Genomic DNA, 15,341 nt, shown 5'->3' on the forward strand with positions numbered 1-15,341 from the left:
ACGCACGACTCAACGCCGCCTGAAACTCAAGACAACCGTCAAAGTTCTAACGACCAAGGATCGCTAGGTGCTCTGCCGGTGCCCGACCAGCACCATGCCGTCGGCGATGCGCACGTCGTAGGCCGGGATCGCCACGTGGTCGTCGTCGAGACACCTGCCGCTGCGCAGGTCGAAGGCGTGCTTGTGCGCCAGTGACGCGACGAACGGCACCCCGTCCCGGACGCCGACGATCCCCTTGGCGATCGCCGAGGCCTTGGCGAACGGGTCGTGGTTGCCGAGCGCGTACACACGGCCGTCCTGGGTCCGGAAGATGGCCAGCGCCTGGCCGTGCACGAGTGCGGTGGCACCGCGCTCGACCTCGAGGTCCTCGACCCGGCAGACCGGCTGCCACTCCATGCCCCGAACGTAGGAGCGGGTTGTGACGTGCCTGTTTCGCCGTGTGACAGCCGTGAAAAACTCAGGGCCGTGCCTGCCGCCGTCGTCGTCCTCGCCGCGGGAGCGGGCGCCCGCGTCGGCGCCGCCTCCAACAAGGTGCTGCTCCCCCTCGGCGACCGGCCGGTGCTGGCCTGGTCGGTGCTGGCCGCGCTCGCGGTCGAGGAGGTACGCCGGGTGCTCGTGGTCGTCCGCCCCGGCGAGCTCGACCTGGTGGCCGACGCCCTCGCCCCCCACCTCGGCGGCGCCGAGGTCGGCCTGGTCGAGGGCGGCGCCACGCGGCACGCGTCGGAGTGGAGCGCGCTCCGCGCGCTGCGCCCCGAGGTCGAGTCCGGTGCGGTCGACGTGGTCGCGATCCACGACGGCGCCCGGCCGCTCGCGGCGGCTGCGCTGTTCGAGGCCACCATCGAGGCGGCGCGGTCCACGGGCGGGGCGATCCCGTGCGTCCGCCTCACCGGGCTGCTGGCGCTCGACGGCCGGCCGCTGCCGGCCGAGCTCGACGGCGTGCAGACGCCGCAGGCGTTCCGGGCGCGCGAGCTGCTGGCGGCGTACTCCTCGGCGGAGGCGGACGGCTTCGAGGGCACCGACACCGCGGCCTGCTGGAGCCGCTACACCGACGTGCCGGTCGCGGCGGTGCCGAGCTCGCCGGCCAACCTGAAGATCACGTTCCCCGAGGATCTGGAGCTCGCGCTGCGGCTGACGTGAGAGACCCTGTCCCGAGGGGCCCCGTGAGGGCCTCCAGGACCCGCACGTCCTCCTCGGAGCCCACGCGGCGAGCGGCGGACGGCGCCTCGACCAACTCGACCGGGAACCGGGCCCGCAGCGCGGCCACCAGGGCCACGAATTCGGTCGACGGCAGCCCGTCCAGGGCCGCCACGACGTCCGGCGACAGCACCACCGGCGACGCCACCGCGATCAGCGCGGAGCGGTCCAGGGTCGCGCCGACCAGGCCGCCCTCGACCACCTTGACGGTGTCGGTCACCGGCCGCACGCCGACGACGACACACGCGTGCTCGACCGCGCGCTCGACGCAGGAGGCGATGAAGTCCGGCGGCGTCATCGGGCAGAGTGAGTCGTGCAGGACGACCGGCTCGCCCGCCGCGACGAGCGCCGGCCACCTCGTCCCGGTGTCGACCGGCGTCACGCCGGCCTCGCCGAGCGCCCACGCGGCCGCGGCGACCAGCGCCTCGCCGTGGATCAGCGCGAACGGCAGGTGGCCGCGGTCCTGCTCGAGGACGGTGCCGAGGGACTCCACGGTGGCGAGCCTACAAATGCGGCCTACAGATGCGACCTACAGATGCGGCGAGGCCCCCGGATCGCTCCGGGGGCCTCGCGCGGTGTCCGGGTGGATCAGGAGGCGAGCACCTCGTCGAGGAGTGCCTCGGCCTTGTCCTCGTTGGTGTGCTCGGCCAGCGCCAGCTCGGAGACGAGGATCTGGCGGGCCTTCGCCAGCATCCGCTTCTCGCCGGCGGACAGCCCGCGATCGCGCTCCCGGCGCCACAGGTCGCGCACGACCTCGGAGACCTTCATGACGTCGCCGCTGTGCAGCTTCTCCAGGTTGGCCTTGTAGCGGCGCGACCAGTTGGTCGGCTCCTCGACGTGCGCGGCCCGGAGGACGTCGAACACGCGGTCGAGGCCCTCCTTGTCGACGACGTCGCGCACGCCCACCAGGTCCAGGTTGCAGGCCGGGACGCGCACGACCAGGTCCTGCTGGGCGACGATGCGGAGTACCAGGTACTGCCGGTCCTCTCCCTTGATGGTCCGCATCTCGATGTCCTCGATGACCGCGGCCCCGTGATTCGGGTAAACAACCGTCTCGCCGACAGTGAAAGTCATGTGTCAGGTACCCCTTCCTAGATGGTCATCCTAACACGCGCCCGGAGTGCGCCCTCGGCGTTTGCGCAGGTCAGCGGCCCAATGCGGGCTTGACAGAAACGCGGTTGATGTGGTGGGCGGGGCCGGTCGCCGATACTGCGGGGTATGTCGCCGACCCTGCGCCGCCGCAAGGATCCCGAGGTCACCGCGTCGGAGCCGCCCCGTCCCGAACGGCGCCGCACGCTCGCCCACACGACGCCGGTGCTGCTGCTCCGAGCCGCCCACCCGCGGCAGGCGCTGCTCACCGCCGGCGGCCTGGCGATCGCCGCCGCGCTGACCGGCCGGGCCGGCCGCGAGGTGGCCCTCGTGTTCGCCACGGTCCTCGTCGGGCAGGCGATCCTCGGCTGGCACAACGACCTGGTCGACCGCACCCGCGACGCCACCCGGCTGCCGAGCGGCAAGCCGATCGCCGACGGCTACCTCGAGCCCGGCACGGCCTGGTTCGCACTGGTGTGCGCCGTGCTGCTCGTCGTCCCCCTCTCCGTCCAGGGCGGGCTGACCGCGGGGGCGGCGTACCTCGCCTCGCTGGCGGTCGGGCTGCTCGGCAACGTCGTGCTGCGCCGCGGCCGGCTGTCGTGGCTGCCGTGGGCGGTGGCCTACGGCCTCTACCCGTTCTTCCTCTCCTACGGCGGGTGGGGCGGTGACGCCACCGGCGCCCCTCCGCGGGTGGCGATCGTCGCGCTCGCGGCCGCGCTCGGCGCCGGGGTGCACGTGCTGTGCGCGCTGCCCGGGCTCGTGGCCGACCACGAGGACGGCATCCGGCACCTGCCGCTGCGGATCGCGCTGCGCACCGGTGCCACCCGGCTGCTGGTGCTCGCGCTCGCGTGGACGGTGGTCGTCATCGCCGCGCTGTTGGTGGTCGGGAACAGCGCCGGGCTGGCGCGGTGAGCCGAGGTGCGGGCCGCTAGGCTGTCGCACGCAATCCAGTCGACCGTGAAGGCCCAGATGATGCAGCTCCGCAGGTCCTCCCGCGTGCTCGCCGCCGCGGGGGCGCTCACGCTCGCCACCGTGCTCTCGTCGTGCGGCTTCGACTACGCGACCGACCGCCAGTACACGCCGGCCGCGGGCGCCAACGACCGTGACGCGAGGGTCGACGTCCTGGGCGCCACGGTGGTCTCCGCCCAGGAGGGCTCCGGCACCTTCGTCGCGTCGTTCGCGAACAACGTCACCGATGCGGCGGCCACGGTGGAGTCCATGACGGTCGAGACGATCCCGAGCGGCGACGAGAAGCCCCTGCCCCTCGAGGTCGCGAAGTTCTCCCCGATCGAGATCCCGGCCGGCGGCCTGGTGAACCTCGCGCAGGCCGGCGGCGTCGTCGTCACCGGCGACCTCACGGCGGGCGACTTCGTCAACCTCACGATCGGCCTCGGCGATGGCGGGTCCGTCGAGATGGAGGTCCCGGTCATGCCGAGCTGCAACGAGTGGGCCGGCCTCGACGAGTCTGGCGACGGCGCCGCGGCCGGCGAGGACCAGTGCGCGGTCGAGTCCCCCGCCGGCGAGGAGTGAGCGCGGTGACCTACCCCCTCGTCCTGCTCCGCCACGGCGAGAGCGAGTGGAACGCCGAGAACCTCTTCACCGGCTGGGTCGACGTCCCGCTCAACGACAAGGGCCGGGCCGAGGGCGCGCACGCCGGCGAGCTGATCCGCGACGCCGGCGTACTGCCCGACGTCGTGCACACCTCGCTGCTGCGCCGCGCGATCAACACCGCGGCCCTGGCGCTCGACGTCGCCGACCGGCACTGGATCCCCGTGCGCCGGTCCTGGCGGCTCAACGAGCGCCACTACGGCGACCTCCAGGGCAGGAACAAGAAGGAGACCCTCGAGGCGTACGGCGAGGAGCAGTTCATGCTCTGGCGCCGCTCCTTCGACGTACCCCCGCCGCCGATCGGCGACGACAGCGAGTGGTCGCAGGCGGGGCAGCCGCAGTACGCCGACCTCGGCGAGGAGCTGCCGCGCACGGAGTGCCTCAAGGACGTGATCGAGCGCTTCCTGCCGTACTGGGAGTCCTCGATCGTGCCCGACCTGCGCGCGGGCCGGACCGTGCTCGTGGCCGCGCACGGCAACAGCCTGCGCGCGCTGGTCAAGCACCTCGACGGCATCGGCGACGAGGACATCGCCGGGCTGAACATCCCGACCGGCATGCCGCTGGTCTACGAGCTCGACGAGCAGTTGCGCCCGACCGTCCCCGGCGGCCGCTACCTCGACCCCGCTGCCGCCGCCACTGCTGCCGCCGCGGTCGCGAGCCAGGGTCGCTGATCAGGAGGCCTCGACCGACGCCGGGTTCTCGCCGGTGACGACGAAGACGACCCGGTTGGCCACCGAGACGGCGTGGTCGGCGATCCGCTCGTAGTAGCGGCCGAGGAGGGCGACGTCGACGGCGGCCTCGACGCCGTGGGCCCAGTCGGCGGAGAGCAGCTCGGTGAAGCTGGACCTGCGCAGCTGGTCCATCTCCTCGTCGGCGTCGGCGAGCTCCCGCGCGGCGTCGACGTCGCGGTCGGCGATGACCTTGGAGGTCTGGCGCACCATCTCCTCGGCGACCTCGGCCATCCGCTCGACGGTCGGGCGCATCGGACCGGGCACGGCGACGTTCGGCACCCGCAGGCGGGCGATCTTGGCGACGTGCACCGAGAGGTCGCCCATCCGCTCGAGGTCGCTCACCATCCGCAGCGCGGCCACCACGATGCGCAGGTCGCTCGCGACCGGCTGCTGGAGCGACAGCAGCAGGAACGCCGAGTCCTCCAGGCGCTCGCGGGCGCGGTCGATCTCGACGTCGCCGCTGATGACCCGCTCCGCGATCCCCGGGTCGCCGACGAGCAGCGACTCGGTCGCGAGCCGGACGGACGTCTCGACGTTCCCGCAGATCTCCGCGAGGTCGCGGAAGATGCCGTCGAGCTGTTCGTTGAAGGCCTCTCGCATGACAGGAGAGCCTAAGTGGGCGAGGTGACCAGCCGGGGAGAACTCGTGAACGCGGGGTGAACATCTCGAAGCCCACCGCCTCCGGGCGAACTCGGGATGAAATGGCTCGTACGATTCAGGGTGTGGATGCGACGACGCAGGCGTTCCTCGCCGCGCTCATCGGAGCCGTTGTCGCCGGCGGGGCCGTGCTCGCGTGGCACGTCAGCGACCGCCAGCAGCACCGGACCGCGCCCGCCGAGGAGCCGCAGGTCCCCGTCGGTGTCGCCACCGTGCTCTCCGTCCTGCGCAGCAGCGCGGTCGTCGTCGACGACGACGAGGTCGTGCTCAAGGCCTCCGCGCCGGCGTACGCCATGGGTCTGGTGCGCGGCACCGCCCTGGTCTCCGACGACCTCGCCAACCTGGTCCGCCAGGTGCGGCGCGACGGCCAGATCCGCGAGACCGAGCTGCTGATGAGCCGCCCCGGCGCACCCGCGCGGCACGTGACCGCGCGGGTCGCGCCGCTCGGCGCCCGGCTGGTGCTGGCGCTGGTCGAGGACCGCACCCGCGAGCGCCGGGTCGAGGCGGTACGCCGCGACTTCGTCGCCAACGTGAGCCACGAACTCAAGACGCCGGTCGGCGCCATCCGGCTGCTCGCCGAGGCCGTCCACGACGCCGCCGACGACCCGGAGGCCGTGAAGCGGTTCTCGCACCGGATGCTCACCGAGAGCGACCGGCTCTCCCGGCTGGTGCAGCAGGTGATCGAGCTGTCGCGGCTCCAGGGCGACGAGCCGCTGGACGCGCCGGTGGTCGTCGACCTCGACGAGGTCATCCGGATCGCGGTCGACACCAGCGCGATCGACGCGGACTCGAAGCGGATCTCGATCGTGACCGGCGGTACGCCGCACCTCGAGGTGCTCGGCAACGAGGAGCAGGTGACGGCGGCCGTCGCCAACCTGGTCGCCAACGCGGTGTCGTACTCCGAGTGCGACGCCACCGTCCTGGTCTCGACCAAGCTCGACGGCGAGATGGTCGAGATCTCGGTCGTCGACCAGGGCATCGGCATCCCCCCCGGGGAGATCGACCGGATCTTCGAGCGGTTCTACCGGGTCGACCCGGCCCGGCACCGCTCCACCGGTGGCACGGGACTCGGGCTGTCCATCGTCAAGCACGTGGCGGCCACCCACGGCGGGGACGTCCGGGTGTGGTCCGTCGAGGGGCAGGGGTCGACGTTCACGCTGACCCTGCCCCGCCACCACTCGGCCCGCACCACCCACAGAGACCAGGAGGCCACGCGATGACGAGAGTGCTCGTCGTGGAGGACGAGGAGAGCTACAGCGACGCTCTCGCCTACATGCTGCGCAAGGAGGGCTACGAGGTCGCGATCGCACCCGACGGGCACACGGCGCTCACCGAGTTCGACCGCAACGGCGCGGACATCGTGCTGCTCGACCTGATGCTCCCCGGCCTGCCCGGCACCGAGGTGTGCCGCCAGATCCGGCAGACCTCGAGCGTCCCGGTGATCATGGTCAGCGCGAAGGACGACGAGGTCGACAAGGTCGTCGGCCTCGAGCTCGGCGCCGACGACTACGTCACCAAGCCCTACTCCCCGCGCGAGCTGGTCGCGCGCATCCGCGCCGTGCTCCGCCGCGGCCAGGAGCCGGACCTGGCGCCCTCGACGCTCGAGGCGGGCCCGGTCCGGATGGACGTCGAGCGGCACGTGGTGACCGTCGACGGCCAGGCGCAGCGGCTGCCGCTCAAGGAGTTCGAGCTCCTCGAGATGTTCCTCCGCAACCCCGGGCGGGTGCTCACCCGCGGCCAGCTCATCGACCGCGTGTGGGGCTCGGACTACGTCGGCGACACCAAGACGCTCGACGTACACGTCAAGCGGCTGCGGGCCAAGATCGAGCCCGACCCCAGCGAGCCGAAGTACCTCGTCACCGTCCGCGGCCTGGGCTACAAGCTCGACCTCTGACCCGCCCGTTGAGTTGGGCAGAAGTCGCACCCGAGTTGGGCGTTGTTCCCGGAATGAGGCCCAACTCGACGGCGAATATGGCCCAACTCAACGAGCGGACGGATCGTCGCCGGACTCGAGCCAGCCGCGGAAGGCCTCGAGGTTCGCGGTCGGCTCGCCGCGCAGCTGGCGCCACTCCCACTCCTTGCGGATCGAGGAGGCGAAGCCGAGCTCGAGGATCGAGTTGAACGACTCGTCGGCGTAGGTGAGCACCGAGCCGAGCAGCCGGTCGAGCTCGTCGGGGGTGACGGCGGCGAGCGGGAGGCGGCCGTCGAGGTAGATGTCGCCGAGCCGGTCGACGGCGAACGCGACGCCGTACATCCGCAGGTTGCGCTCGAGCAGCCAGCGGTAGACGCGCTCGTGGTTCTCGTCCGGCGCGCGGCAGACGAACGCGTGCACGCCGAGCGCGTGCGGCCCGACGTCGAGGCGGACCGCGGTCTGCAGCTTCCTCTCGCCGGGCAGCGAGAAGGAGAAGACGCCGTCGGAGACCTCCTCGAACTCCACCTCGCTCGCGGCGAGGTGGTCGCGGATGGCCTGCGCTGCGTCCGTCACACCGTCTCCTTGAGGTCGGCGCTCGCGCGGGCGTAGACGCCGAGCGTGCGCTCGGCGGTCCGCTCCCACGAGAACCGGCGGGCCTGCTCCAGCGCCCCGGCCTCCAGCCGGACCCGCAGCTCGTCGTCGGCGACCACCCGGCCGAGCGCGTCCGCCCAGGCGCCGGCGTCGTGGCCGTCGACGAGGAGCCCGCTGTGCCCGTCGCGTACGACGGTCGTCAGCCCGCCCACGGCCGCGGCGACGACCGGGGTGCCGGTGGCCTGGGCCTCGGCGGCGACCAGCCCGAAGGACTCGTTGTAGGACGGCACCGCCACCAGCGTCGCGGCCGCGCACCAGCAGGCCAGGTCGCCCTGGGCGACCGGCGGCACGAACCGGACCACGCCGTCGAGCCCGAGCGACGTGGACAGTTGGGCGAGCGACTCGGGGTGCTCGAGGCCGGACCCGGACGGCCCGCCGACGATCGGCACGACGAGCCGGGACCGGAGGTCGGGCGAGCGCCGCAGCAGCTCGGCGACCGCGCGCAGCAGCACGTCGGGGGCCTTGAGCGGCTGGATGCGACCGGCGAACAGCAGCACCGACGCGTCGCCCGGCAGGCCGAGCTCGGCGCGCACCTGCCGCCGGTCGCGCGGCCGGAAGACGTCGAGGTCCACCCCCGGATGGACGACCTCGACGCGCGAGGGGTCGGCGTCGTACAGGTTGATCAGCTGCTTGGCCTCGAGGTCGGTGTTCGCGACCAGCATGTCGGCCGCCTCGACCACCTGCTCCTCGCCGATCACGCGCGCGACCGGCTCGGGCGAGTCGCCCTCGGCGAGCGCCTCGTTCTTGACCTTGGCCATCGTGTGCATCGAGTGGACCAGCGGCACGCCCCACCGGTCGCGCGCGAGCGAGCCGACCTGGCCGGAGAGCCAGTAGTGGGAGTGCACGACGTCGTAGTGGCCGACCGGCTGGGACGCCTCGGCGCGCAGCACCTCGCGGGCGAAGACGCACAGCTGGCCGGGCAGCTCGCCCTTGGCCAGCCCCTCGAACGGCCCGGCGTGGATGTGCCGCACCGTGATCCCGCCGCCGCAGTCGACCACCGGGTCGAGCGACGAGCTCGTGGCGCGGGTGAAGATGTCGACCTCGATGCCCCGTGCGGCCAGCCGCTTCGACAGCTCGATCACGTAGACGTTCATGCCGCCCGCGTCACCGGTGCCGGGCTGGTCGAGCGGGGACGTGTGCAGGCTGATCATCGCCACACGCCGGATCGCGGCCACGTCCACCTCGGGTTCGTCGGGTCTGGAGGTCAACCATGGTGAACACGCCCGATACCCCGATGATTCCCCGGTCTAGTGCGCGCGGGCTCGGCGCGACCAGCTCCACCGGACTCTCTGACTCCACCGGTTCTCTGACAGAGTGGCTCCCATGCAGACCATCGGACTCGTCGGCGGATTGAGCTGGGAGAGCAGCGCGGCGTACTACGAGGCGCTGAACCAGGGGGTCGAGCAGCGCCTGGGCGGCCTCTCCTCCGCCCGTACGGCGATGGTGTCGGTCGACTTCGCCGAGGTGACCGCGCTGCAGGCAGAGGAGCGCTGGGACGACGTCGCCGAGATCCTCGTGCGCGCCGCCCGCGGCGTCGAGGCCGCGGGTGCGGACTTCCTCGTGCTCTGCACGACGACGTTCCACCGGGTCGCCGACCAGGTCGCGGACGCGGTCGGCATCCCTCTGCTGCACCTCGCCGACGTGGTCGCCGACGCGTGCCGGGCGCAGGGGCTGAGCGAGGTCGGCCTGCTCGGCACGACGTTCGCGATGTCGCGGTCGTTCTTCACCGACCGGATCGCCTCGCACGGCCTGACCGTGCACGTGCCCGACGAGCGGCACCACGAGACCGTGAACCGGGTGATCTACGACGAGCTCGTGCACGGCAAGGTGCTCGACTCCTCGCGGCGCACGGTGGTCTCGCTCATCGACGAGCTCTGGGACGCCGGCGCGGGCGGGGTGATCCTCGGCTGCACCGAGCTCGAGCTGCTGGTCCGCCAGGCCGACGCCGACATCCCGGTCTTCCCCTGCACGACCCTCCACGTCGCGGCCGCGCTCGACCGCGCGCTGGCCTGACGCGCTGGCCTGACGCGCTGGCCTGACCTCCGCGGTCGTCACCAGGGGCGGATCAGCATGGCCGGCTGGTCGATCTCGATCATGTCGGTGTAGATCGTCCCCGCGCCGTTGAACCGCACGTAGACCGACCAGGACAGCGGCAGGCCGGGGATCGACTCCATCGTCCACGGATAGCTGCAGGTCCCCGAGGGGGCCACGGTCCACGCGCCGGACAGGTCGGGCCTGTTGGAGATCTCGATCGAGGTCGTGCCGGCCGGCACCCGGATCGAGAGCTGGACGTCGGGCGAGGTGGTCGCGGCGTCGCCGTCGTTGATCACGACGCCGGCCGCGCCCTGGCACGCGCCGCCGCCGACCGGGGCCGACCGCGCCGCGCCCCTGCCGGCGCCGTTGATCGCGATCACCACGCAGCGCAGCGTGGCCGTGGTGTCGGCCCCTGCCACGACGTACGTCGTGCCGGTGGCGACCGTCACGCCGTCGCGCTGCCAGATCGTCGGGTAGCCGGTCGGCGCGCCCGTCCAGGTGCCCGGGTCGCAGGTCAGCGTCTGGCCGACGGCCGCGGTGCCGGTGATCGAGGGGGCCGTGAGCGGGGTCGGCGCGCCGACGACGACGCCGTCGAGGCTCACGGCCGGGGTCGTCGCCGTCCTGGTGCCGGCGGTGTTCTTGGCCGTCACCGTGCAGGCGATGCTGGTCCCGACGTCCGCGGACAGCACGAGGTAGCGGTCCGCGCCGGTGTCGGCGATCGGTACGCCGCCGCGGCTCCACGTGTAGCGGTAGCCGATCCCGGTGCCGGTCCAGGTGCCCGGGTCGCAGGTCAGCGCAGTGCCGACGGCGCCCGAGCCGGACAGGCTGGGCGGGGTGGTGCCGGGGCCGGTGTTCGAGGGCGGGTTCGCGTCCGCGACGGTGACCGCCGCGGCGTTCGCGGCGCCGTTGCCGTAGCCGTTCCTGCCGATGACCGTGCAGACCAGCGTGCTCCCCGCGTCGGCCGCCACCGGCGTGTAGGTGGCGGTGGTCGCGCCGCTGATGGTCGCGCCGCTGCGCGACCACAGGTAGCCGTACGGCTCGGTCACGCCGGTCCAGGCGCCGGGGCTGCAGGTGAGCGTGGTGCCGATCGCGACGATCCCCGACGGCGACACCGAGGGCAGCGTGGTGTTGGCCGGGGCGTGGCCCGATCCGCCCGTCACCGTGACCGCGGGCGAGGTCAGCACGGTGCTGCCGGCCGCGAACGACGCGGTCACCGTGCAGGTGAACGACTTGCCGATGTCGTCGTTCGTGGTGACGTAGGTGGTGCCGACGCCGACCGTGGTGGTGCCGTCGCGGGTCCAGACGACGCCGATGGAGACGCCCGCGCCCGACCAGGTGCCCGGGTCGCAGGTGAGCACGCTGCCGGGCAGCGTGCTGCCGGTGACCGACGGCGGGGTGAGGTTGACCGGACCGGTCCCGGCGCCCGGGCCACCGCCGACGACCACGCCCGGCGAGGTCGCCTCGTTGTAGCCGATGCTGTTGCTCGCGCGGACCACGCAGTCCAGGGTCTGGCCGCGGTCGGCGTCGACCACGGTGTAGGTCTGCGAGGTCGCGGACGCGATCGTCGTGCCCTCCCGCCGCCACCGGTAGGTGAACACGGTGGTGCCTGCCGACGGGCCACCGCTGGAGGTCCAGGTGCCCGGCCGGCAGGTCAGCGTCTGGCCGACCGCCGCGGTGCCGCCGACGCTCGGCCGCTCGGTGTTGGTCGGGCCCTCGCCGCCCGGGCCACCGGGGTCGCCCGGGCCACCGGGGTCGCCGGGGCCACCGGGGTCGCCGGGGCCACCCGGGCCGCCGGGGCCACCTGGGCCGCCGGGACCGCCGGGGCCGCCAGGGCCACCCGAGCCGCCCGAGCTGCCCGCCTTGACCTTCTTGACCCAGTACGTGTAGCCGCTGGTGTTCCACCGCTGCACCCGGGTGTTGTTCGTGTCGGCGACGAACAGGTCGCCGGACATCCCGCTGCCGTCCTGCGGGTACTGGGCGAGGGCGCTCGGGCCGTTGAGACGGCCGGCCGCCCGGCTGGCCCGGGGCGGGTGGCCCAGGGTGCGGTAGAGCGAGAAGTCGTTGTTGGCGTCGACCAGGTACACCGCGTTGTTCGCGAGGTCGCTGATCGTCAGCTGGCCCCACTTGTCGACAGCCACGCCCGCCGGCTGCGGCTTCTTCCCGCCCGACGGCTTCCGGACCGTGTAGGTCCGCATCGGCTTCGAGGAGCTGCGCAGCGACGCGGCCCGGTAGGCGAGCACGACGCCGCGGTCCGGCATGGCGACGTACAGCGTGGCCGGCTTGCCGGCCTGCGCGACGCCGTAGGAGATGCCTCGGGGGTAGCCGCCGCCCGGCAGGTCCACCGTGGCGCGCAGGCGGCCGTCTCGGGAGTAGACCGAGACGCTCCCGTGGCACTGGTTCGCGACGTAGACCGTGTCGCCGTTCGCGGTGATCCCGCCGTACCGCGACGCCGGGGCGTCGTCGCCGCAGCTGCGCAGCGGCTGGTGCTCGAAGCTGCTGAGCACGCGGCCGTTGGCCCCGAGCAGCGACACCCCGCTCTCCTGGTTCACCCAGAGCGAGCCGCCACTGGTCGCGAACAGCCCGGCGACGGCGCTGTCGTCTCGAAGCCTGATCGTGCCCTTCGGCTTGCCGTTGCCGGCCGCCAGGCGCTGGACCCTGCCGCCGCCCGAGAACCCGACGAACGTCGTCCCGCTCGGCGCGATCGCGACCGCGGTCGGGCCGTCGGCGGAGGCCCGCGCCACGGCGGCGACGGCCGCGTCCGGGCGCGCCAAGGACACCGTCCCGAGCCCGGCGCAGATCATGACAAGGCCGATCCAGCGGCCCAGGGGGGGCAAGCCGCGCACGGGAGAAGGGTAAGCGGGATCGTCCGCGATCACCGGAGGTGACTGGACCGGTCGCGGCCTAGAAGCTCCTCAGGTGATACCAGCCGGACCTGTTGCCGGCCCGGTCCCAGACCCGCACCCAGCGCAGCTGGCTGCTGTCGGCGGAGCCGACCGGCCGGCCCCACTTCACCGTGCGGGCGCCGCGCTTGGACTTGCCGACCTGCACCTTGGCCAGGCCGGTGCCCACCTCCTTGACGCGGAAGGAGAGCACCCACGCCCAGCGCGCGCGGCTCCAGCGCGCGGAGACCCTCTTCAGCACCGGCGGGCGGGCGTCGACGACGATCCTGTCCGTGACGGTGCCGGCCGCGGCCGCGCCGACGAACCGGACGTGCACGGCCTGCGGCCTGTTCGAGGCCCTCTTGTCCAGGGTCCAGCGGTAGACGCACGACGAGGCCAGCGCCCGGGTGTCGGCCCGCCGGAAGCCGGCGTCGTTGGAGATCGTGACCGCCGTGGCCCCCGAGGGCGCCTTGATCCGCAGCGCGACGTACGGCTTGCGCGCGTAGGCGGCGCCGTTGTCGATCTGCACCGAGGGCGTGCCTCGACAGGTCGTCCCGGAGCCGGTGCCGCCGCCTCCGGGGTCGACGTACCCGCGCGGGCGGACCGGGGCGGAGCTGACCGCGTCGGAGCCGCGCGGGTTGGTGCCGGTGACCAGGCAGGTGAGCTCCCGGCCCAGATCGTCGCCGAGGACCTCGTAGCGGTCCTTCTCGGAGCCGCCGATCGGCTGGCCGTCGCGGCGCCACACGTAGGTGAACACCGGCGCGTTGTCCCAGGTGCCGGGCTCGCAGGTGAGCACCGCGCCGACAGCCGCCTCGCCGACGATGCGCGGCCTGGTGAGGTTCTTTGGCGGGTCGATGCCGCCACCACCGCCCTGCTCGACGGCCACCGGGTCGCTCAGCGCCGCCTTGCCGACGCCGTTGCCGTTCCCGGCCGCGACCCGGCAGGTGAGCTCGTGGTAGACGTCGTTGTCGGTGACGAGGTACTCCGGCGCGTTGGTGCCGGGCAGCAGCTGCCCGTCGCGCAGCCAGCCCCAGGAGTACGACGTGGGGTTCTGGTCGGTCCAGGTCCCGCGGGTGCAGCGGACGATCGACCCCGAGCGCGCCGTGCCCTGGATGGCCGGCCTCTCCACGACGTACGGCGGCGAGTCGGCGCCCGGGATCGGGAACGCCTCGCTGGCCGCCGGCGCGCTGCCCGCGCCGTCGGCGCCGCGCGCGACCACCACGCAGGTGAGCTCGGTGCCGACGTCGGCCTGCTTGACGGCGTACGTCGCCTGCCCGGACGCGAGCGGCAGCCCGTCGCGCAGCCAGCTCACGTCGTAGGAGAGCGCGACGCCGTCCCACGTGCCGGTGTTGCAGGTGAGCTCGTCGCCGGCGAACGGCCGGCCCTCGATCTCGGGCAGGACGGTGTTGACCGGGGCGCCCGGGTCGCCGGGCGGCATCGTGTCGGTCATCCAGGAGGTGGTGCCGATGTGGTCCCACTGCTGGATCCGGCCGTTGCCCATGTCGGCGACCCAGAGGCCGCGCTTGAAGCTGCCGCCGGCGTGGTCGACCGCGGTCGGCCGGTCGAGGAAGCCGCGGTCGGACGCGGGGCTCGGCGGGTGCCCGAGCGCGCGGTAGAACCAGTAGTCGTCGGTGCCGTTGTAGAAGTAGAGCGCGTTGTTGGCCTGGTCGAGGACGCCGAGCTGCCCCTTCTCGTCCGCGATGACGTCGACCGGCTCCGGGTCGGCGTACCCGTAGGCCTTCTGGACCGTCAGCGTGCGCACCGGCTCGGGGTCGCCGCGCAGCGTGCCGGCGTTGTACATGAAGACCTTGCCGGACGCCGGCACCGAGACGTAGAGCCGCGACGGGAGGCCCTGGTACGCCGGCGCGAGCGCGACGCCGCCCGGGAGGCCGGTGCCGGGCGGGTCGATGGTCGCCTTGAGGTCGCCGCCCTTGCCGTAGACGCCAACGGTCGCCGCGCACCGGCCGGCGACGAGCACGTAGTCGTCGGTGACCTCGATGCCGCCGTAGCGGGTCGGGTCGTGGGCGCGGTCGGCCGGACAGCTCACGGCCGGGTCGTGCGAGAAGTGGGTGAGCAGCTCGCCAGCGGGCGAGAGCTCGGAGACGCTGTCGCCGTAGTCGACCCAGACGTTGCCGTCCGGGGCCACGTCGAGACCGGTCAGCGGCGCGTCGGAGTCGAGCGGGATCGAGCCGTCGACCTCGCCGGCGGGGGTGAGGCGGAGCAGCCGGCGGCCCGAGGCGAAGCCGACGTACGACGTACCGTCGGCCGCGACGGCGACGGCGACGGGTCTCCCGGTGCCGACCGCGGCGGCGGGTCCGGGGGACAGCACCGCGAGGCCCGCGACAACCACCGTCGTCGCGACCCCCCACATCAGCACATGCTCCCGTGCACGCAGCAGCGCGCCCCCCATGGGTCACATTCTAGGGCGGCCCCACCCTTCCGGGTGGCGATTCCGTGAAGGTGGCCGACACGTCGGGTTTCACCGGCTGACCGGAGAAACCCGACCGACACGCCGCCCGTGCCCGGCGTGTCGGTCGGGTTTCGCACGACAACCCCAGCGCGAGCGACCCACTTCGCGTCCACAGG

15 protein-coding genes are annotated in these 15,341 nt (G+C 73.2%); 7 read left to right on the forward strand and 8 right to left on the reverse strand.

All coding sequences use genetic code 11. From position 1 onward, the window contains the following. Positions 1-63: 63 nt before the first annotated feature. A complete protein-coding gene (gene nirD, locus ACYVKX_RS20255; protein ID WP_460835493.1) occupies positions 64-396 on the reverse strand; it encodes a nitrite reductase small subunit NirD in 333 nt (110 codons plus the stop codon). Positions 397-465: 69 nt separating this feature from the next. Here nirD and ACYVKX_RS20260 point away from each other — a divergent pair, with 69 nt between their 5' ends. Continuing rightward, positions 466-1,137 carry an IspD/TarI family cytidylyltransferase gene (locus ACYVKX_RS20260; protein WP_460835494.1) on the forward strand — a complete coding sequence of 224 codons (672 nt, stop codon included), beginning with the start codon at positions 466-468 and terminating at the stop codon, positions 1,135-1,137. On the opposite strand, the gene ACYVKX_RS20265 is transcribed toward ACYVKX_RS20260, so the two are convergent. After that, positions 1,094-1,687 carry a 2-C-methyl-D-erythritol 4-phosphate cytidylyltransferase gene (locus ACYVKX_RS20265; protein WP_460835495.1) on the reverse strand — a complete coding sequence of 198 codons (594 nt, stop codon included), beginning with the start codon at positions 1,685-1,687 and terminating at the stop codon, positions 1,094-1,096. The genes ACYVKX_RS20260 and ACYVKX_RS20265 overlap by 44 nt on opposite strands. A gap of 95 nt (positions 1,688-1,782) precedes the next feature. Continuing rightward, positions 1,783-2,268, reverse strand: coding sequence for a CarD family transcriptional regulator (locus tag ACYVKX_RS20270; protein WP_460835496.1), 486 nt, complete (start codon positions 2,266-2,268; stop codon positions 1,783-1,785). Between the two features lie 144 nt (positions 2,269-2,412). On the opposite strand from ACYVKX_RS20270, the gene ACYVKX_RS20275 reads away from it, so the two are divergent. From ACYVKX_RS20275 to ACYVKX_RS20285, 3 genes are read left to right on the forward strand one after another with little or no spacing between them, the layout of a single operon-like run. Beyond that, positions 2,413-3,195 (forward strand): UbiA family prenyltransferase, encoded by a 783-nt coding sequence (locus ACYVKX_RS20275; RefSeq protein WP_460835497.1) that lies wholly within the window; start codon positions 2,413-2,415, stop codon positions 3,193-3,195. A 57-nt stretch (positions 3,196-3,252) separates the two neighbouring features. Continuing rightward, a complete protein-coding gene (locus ACYVKX_RS20280; RefSeq protein WP_460835498.1) occupies positions 3,253-3,813 on the forward strand; it encodes a copper chaperone PCu(A)C in 561 nt (186 codons plus the stop codon). A 5-nt stretch (positions 3,814-3,818) separates the two neighbouring features. After that, positions 3,819-4,562 (forward strand): phosphoglyceromutase, encoded by a 744-nt coding sequence (locus ACYVKX_RS20285; RefSeq protein ID WP_460835499.1) that lies wholly within the window; start codon positions 3,819-3,821, stop codon positions 4,560-4,562. Here ACYVKX_RS20285 and phoU read toward each other — a convergent pair whose 3' ends face one another. After that, positions 4,563-5,222, reverse strand: a complete 660-nt coding sequence (gene phoU / locus ACYVKX_RS20290; RefSeq protein ID WP_460835500.1) for a phosphate signaling complex protein PhoU — start codon at positions 5,220-5,222, stop codon at positions 4,563-4,565. A gap of 122 nt (positions 5,223-5,344) precedes the next feature. Here phoU and ACYVKX_RS20295 point away from each other — a divergent pair, with 122 nt between their 5' ends. Both ACYVKX_RS20295 and ACYVKX_RS20300 read left to right on the forward strand, forming a co-directional pair. Further along, positions 5,345-6,499 (forward strand): sensor histidine kinase, encoded by a 1,155-nt coding sequence (locus ACYVKX_RS20295; RefSeq protein ID WP_460835501.1) that lies wholly within the window; start codon positions 5,345-5,347, stop codon positions 6,497-6,499. After that, the gene (locus ACYVKX_RS20300; protein WP_460835502.1) at positions 6,496-7,173 is read left to right on the forward strand and encodes a response regulator; all 678 of its coding nucleotides are present in this window, start codon (positions 6,496-6,498) and stop codon (positions 7,171-7,173) included. The genes ACYVKX_RS20295 and ACYVKX_RS20300 overlap by 4 nt, the downstream gene beginning before the upstream one ends. Positions 7,174-7,260: 87 nt before the next feature. On the opposite strand, the gene ACYVKX_RS20305 is transcribed toward ACYVKX_RS20300, so the two are convergent. Further along, complete coding sequence (locus tag ACYVKX_RS20305; RefSeq protein WP_460835503.1) at positions 7,261-7,764, reverse strand: type III secretion system chaperone family protein; 504 nt, start codon at positions 7,762-7,764, stop codon at positions 7,261-7,263. Further along, positions 7,761-9,023 carry a D-inositol-3-phosphate glycosyltransferase gene (mshA, locus tag ACYVKX_RS20310; protein WP_460835504.1) on the reverse strand — a complete coding sequence of 421 codons (1,263 nt, stop codon included), beginning with the start codon at positions 9,021-9,023 and terminating at the stop codon, positions 7,761-7,763. The genes ACYVKX_RS20305 and mshA overlap by 4 nt, the downstream gene beginning before the upstream one ends. A gap of 142 nt (positions 9,024-9,165) precedes the next feature. Here mshA and ACYVKX_RS20315 point away from each other — a divergent pair, with 142 nt between their 5' ends. Continuing rightward, the gene (locus ACYVKX_RS20315) at positions 9,166-9,855 is read left to right on the forward strand and encodes an aspartate/glutamate racemase family protein (RefSeq protein WP_460835505.1); all 690 of its coding nucleotides are present in this window, start codon (positions 9,166-9,168) and stop codon (positions 9,853-9,855) included. Between the two features lie 38 nt (positions 9,856-9,893). Here the strand turns inward: ACYVKX_RS20315 and ACYVKX_RS20320 are convergent, their stop codons facing one another. After that, entirely contained in the window at positions 9,894-12,719 is a 2,826-nt protein-coding gene (locus tag ACYVKX_RS20320) for a hypothetical protein (protein ID WP_460835506.1), read from the reverse strand. 58 nt (positions 12,720-12,777) lie between these two features. Further along, positions 12,778-15,165: an NHL repeat-containing protein gene (locus tag ACYVKX_RS20325; protein ID WP_460835507.1), complete on the reverse strand. Its 2,388-nt coding sequence runs from the start codon at positions 15,163-15,165 to the stop codon at positions 12,778-12,780. Positions 15,166-15,341 lie beyond the last annotated feature (176 nt).

The sequence above is a fragment of the Nocardioides hungaricus genome, from assembly GCF_054782915.1.

Bases quoted from the DNA above. Each gene is read 5' to 3' on its own strand.
- phoU (WP_460835500.1), bottom strand. From the start codon at position 5,222: ATGCGAGAGGCCTTCAACGAACAGCTCGACGGCATCTTCCGCGACCTC.
- nirD (WP_460835493.1), bottom strand. From the start codon at position 396: ATGGAGTGGCAGCCGGTCTGCCGGGTCGAGGACCTCGAGGTCGAGCGC.
- ACYVKX_RS20280 (WP_460835498.1), top strand. From the start codon at position 3,253: ATGATGCAGCTCCGCAGGTCCTCCCGCGTGCTCGCCGCCGCGGGGGCG.
- ACYVKX_RS20270 (WP_460835496.1), bottom strand. From the start codon at position 2,268: ATGACTTTCACTGTCGGCGAGACGGTTGTTTACCCGAATCACGGGGCC.
- ACYVKX_RS20315 (WP_460835505.1), top strand. From the start codon at position 9,166: ATGCAGACCATCGGACTCGTCGGCGGATTGAGCTGGGAGAGCAGCGCG.
- ACYVKX_RS20325 (WP_460835507.1), bottom strand. From the start codon at position 15,165: ATGGGGGGCGCGCTGCTGCGTGCACGGGAGCATGTGCTGATGTGGGGG.
- ACYVKX_RS20300 (WP_460835502.1), top strand. From the start codon at position 6,496: ATGACGAGAGTGCTCGTCGTGGAGGACGAGGAGAGCTACAGCGACGCT.
- ACYVKX_RS20275 (WP_460835497.1), top strand. From the start codon at position 2,413: ATGTCGCCGACCCTGCGCCGCCGCAAGGATCCCGAGGTCACCGCGTCG.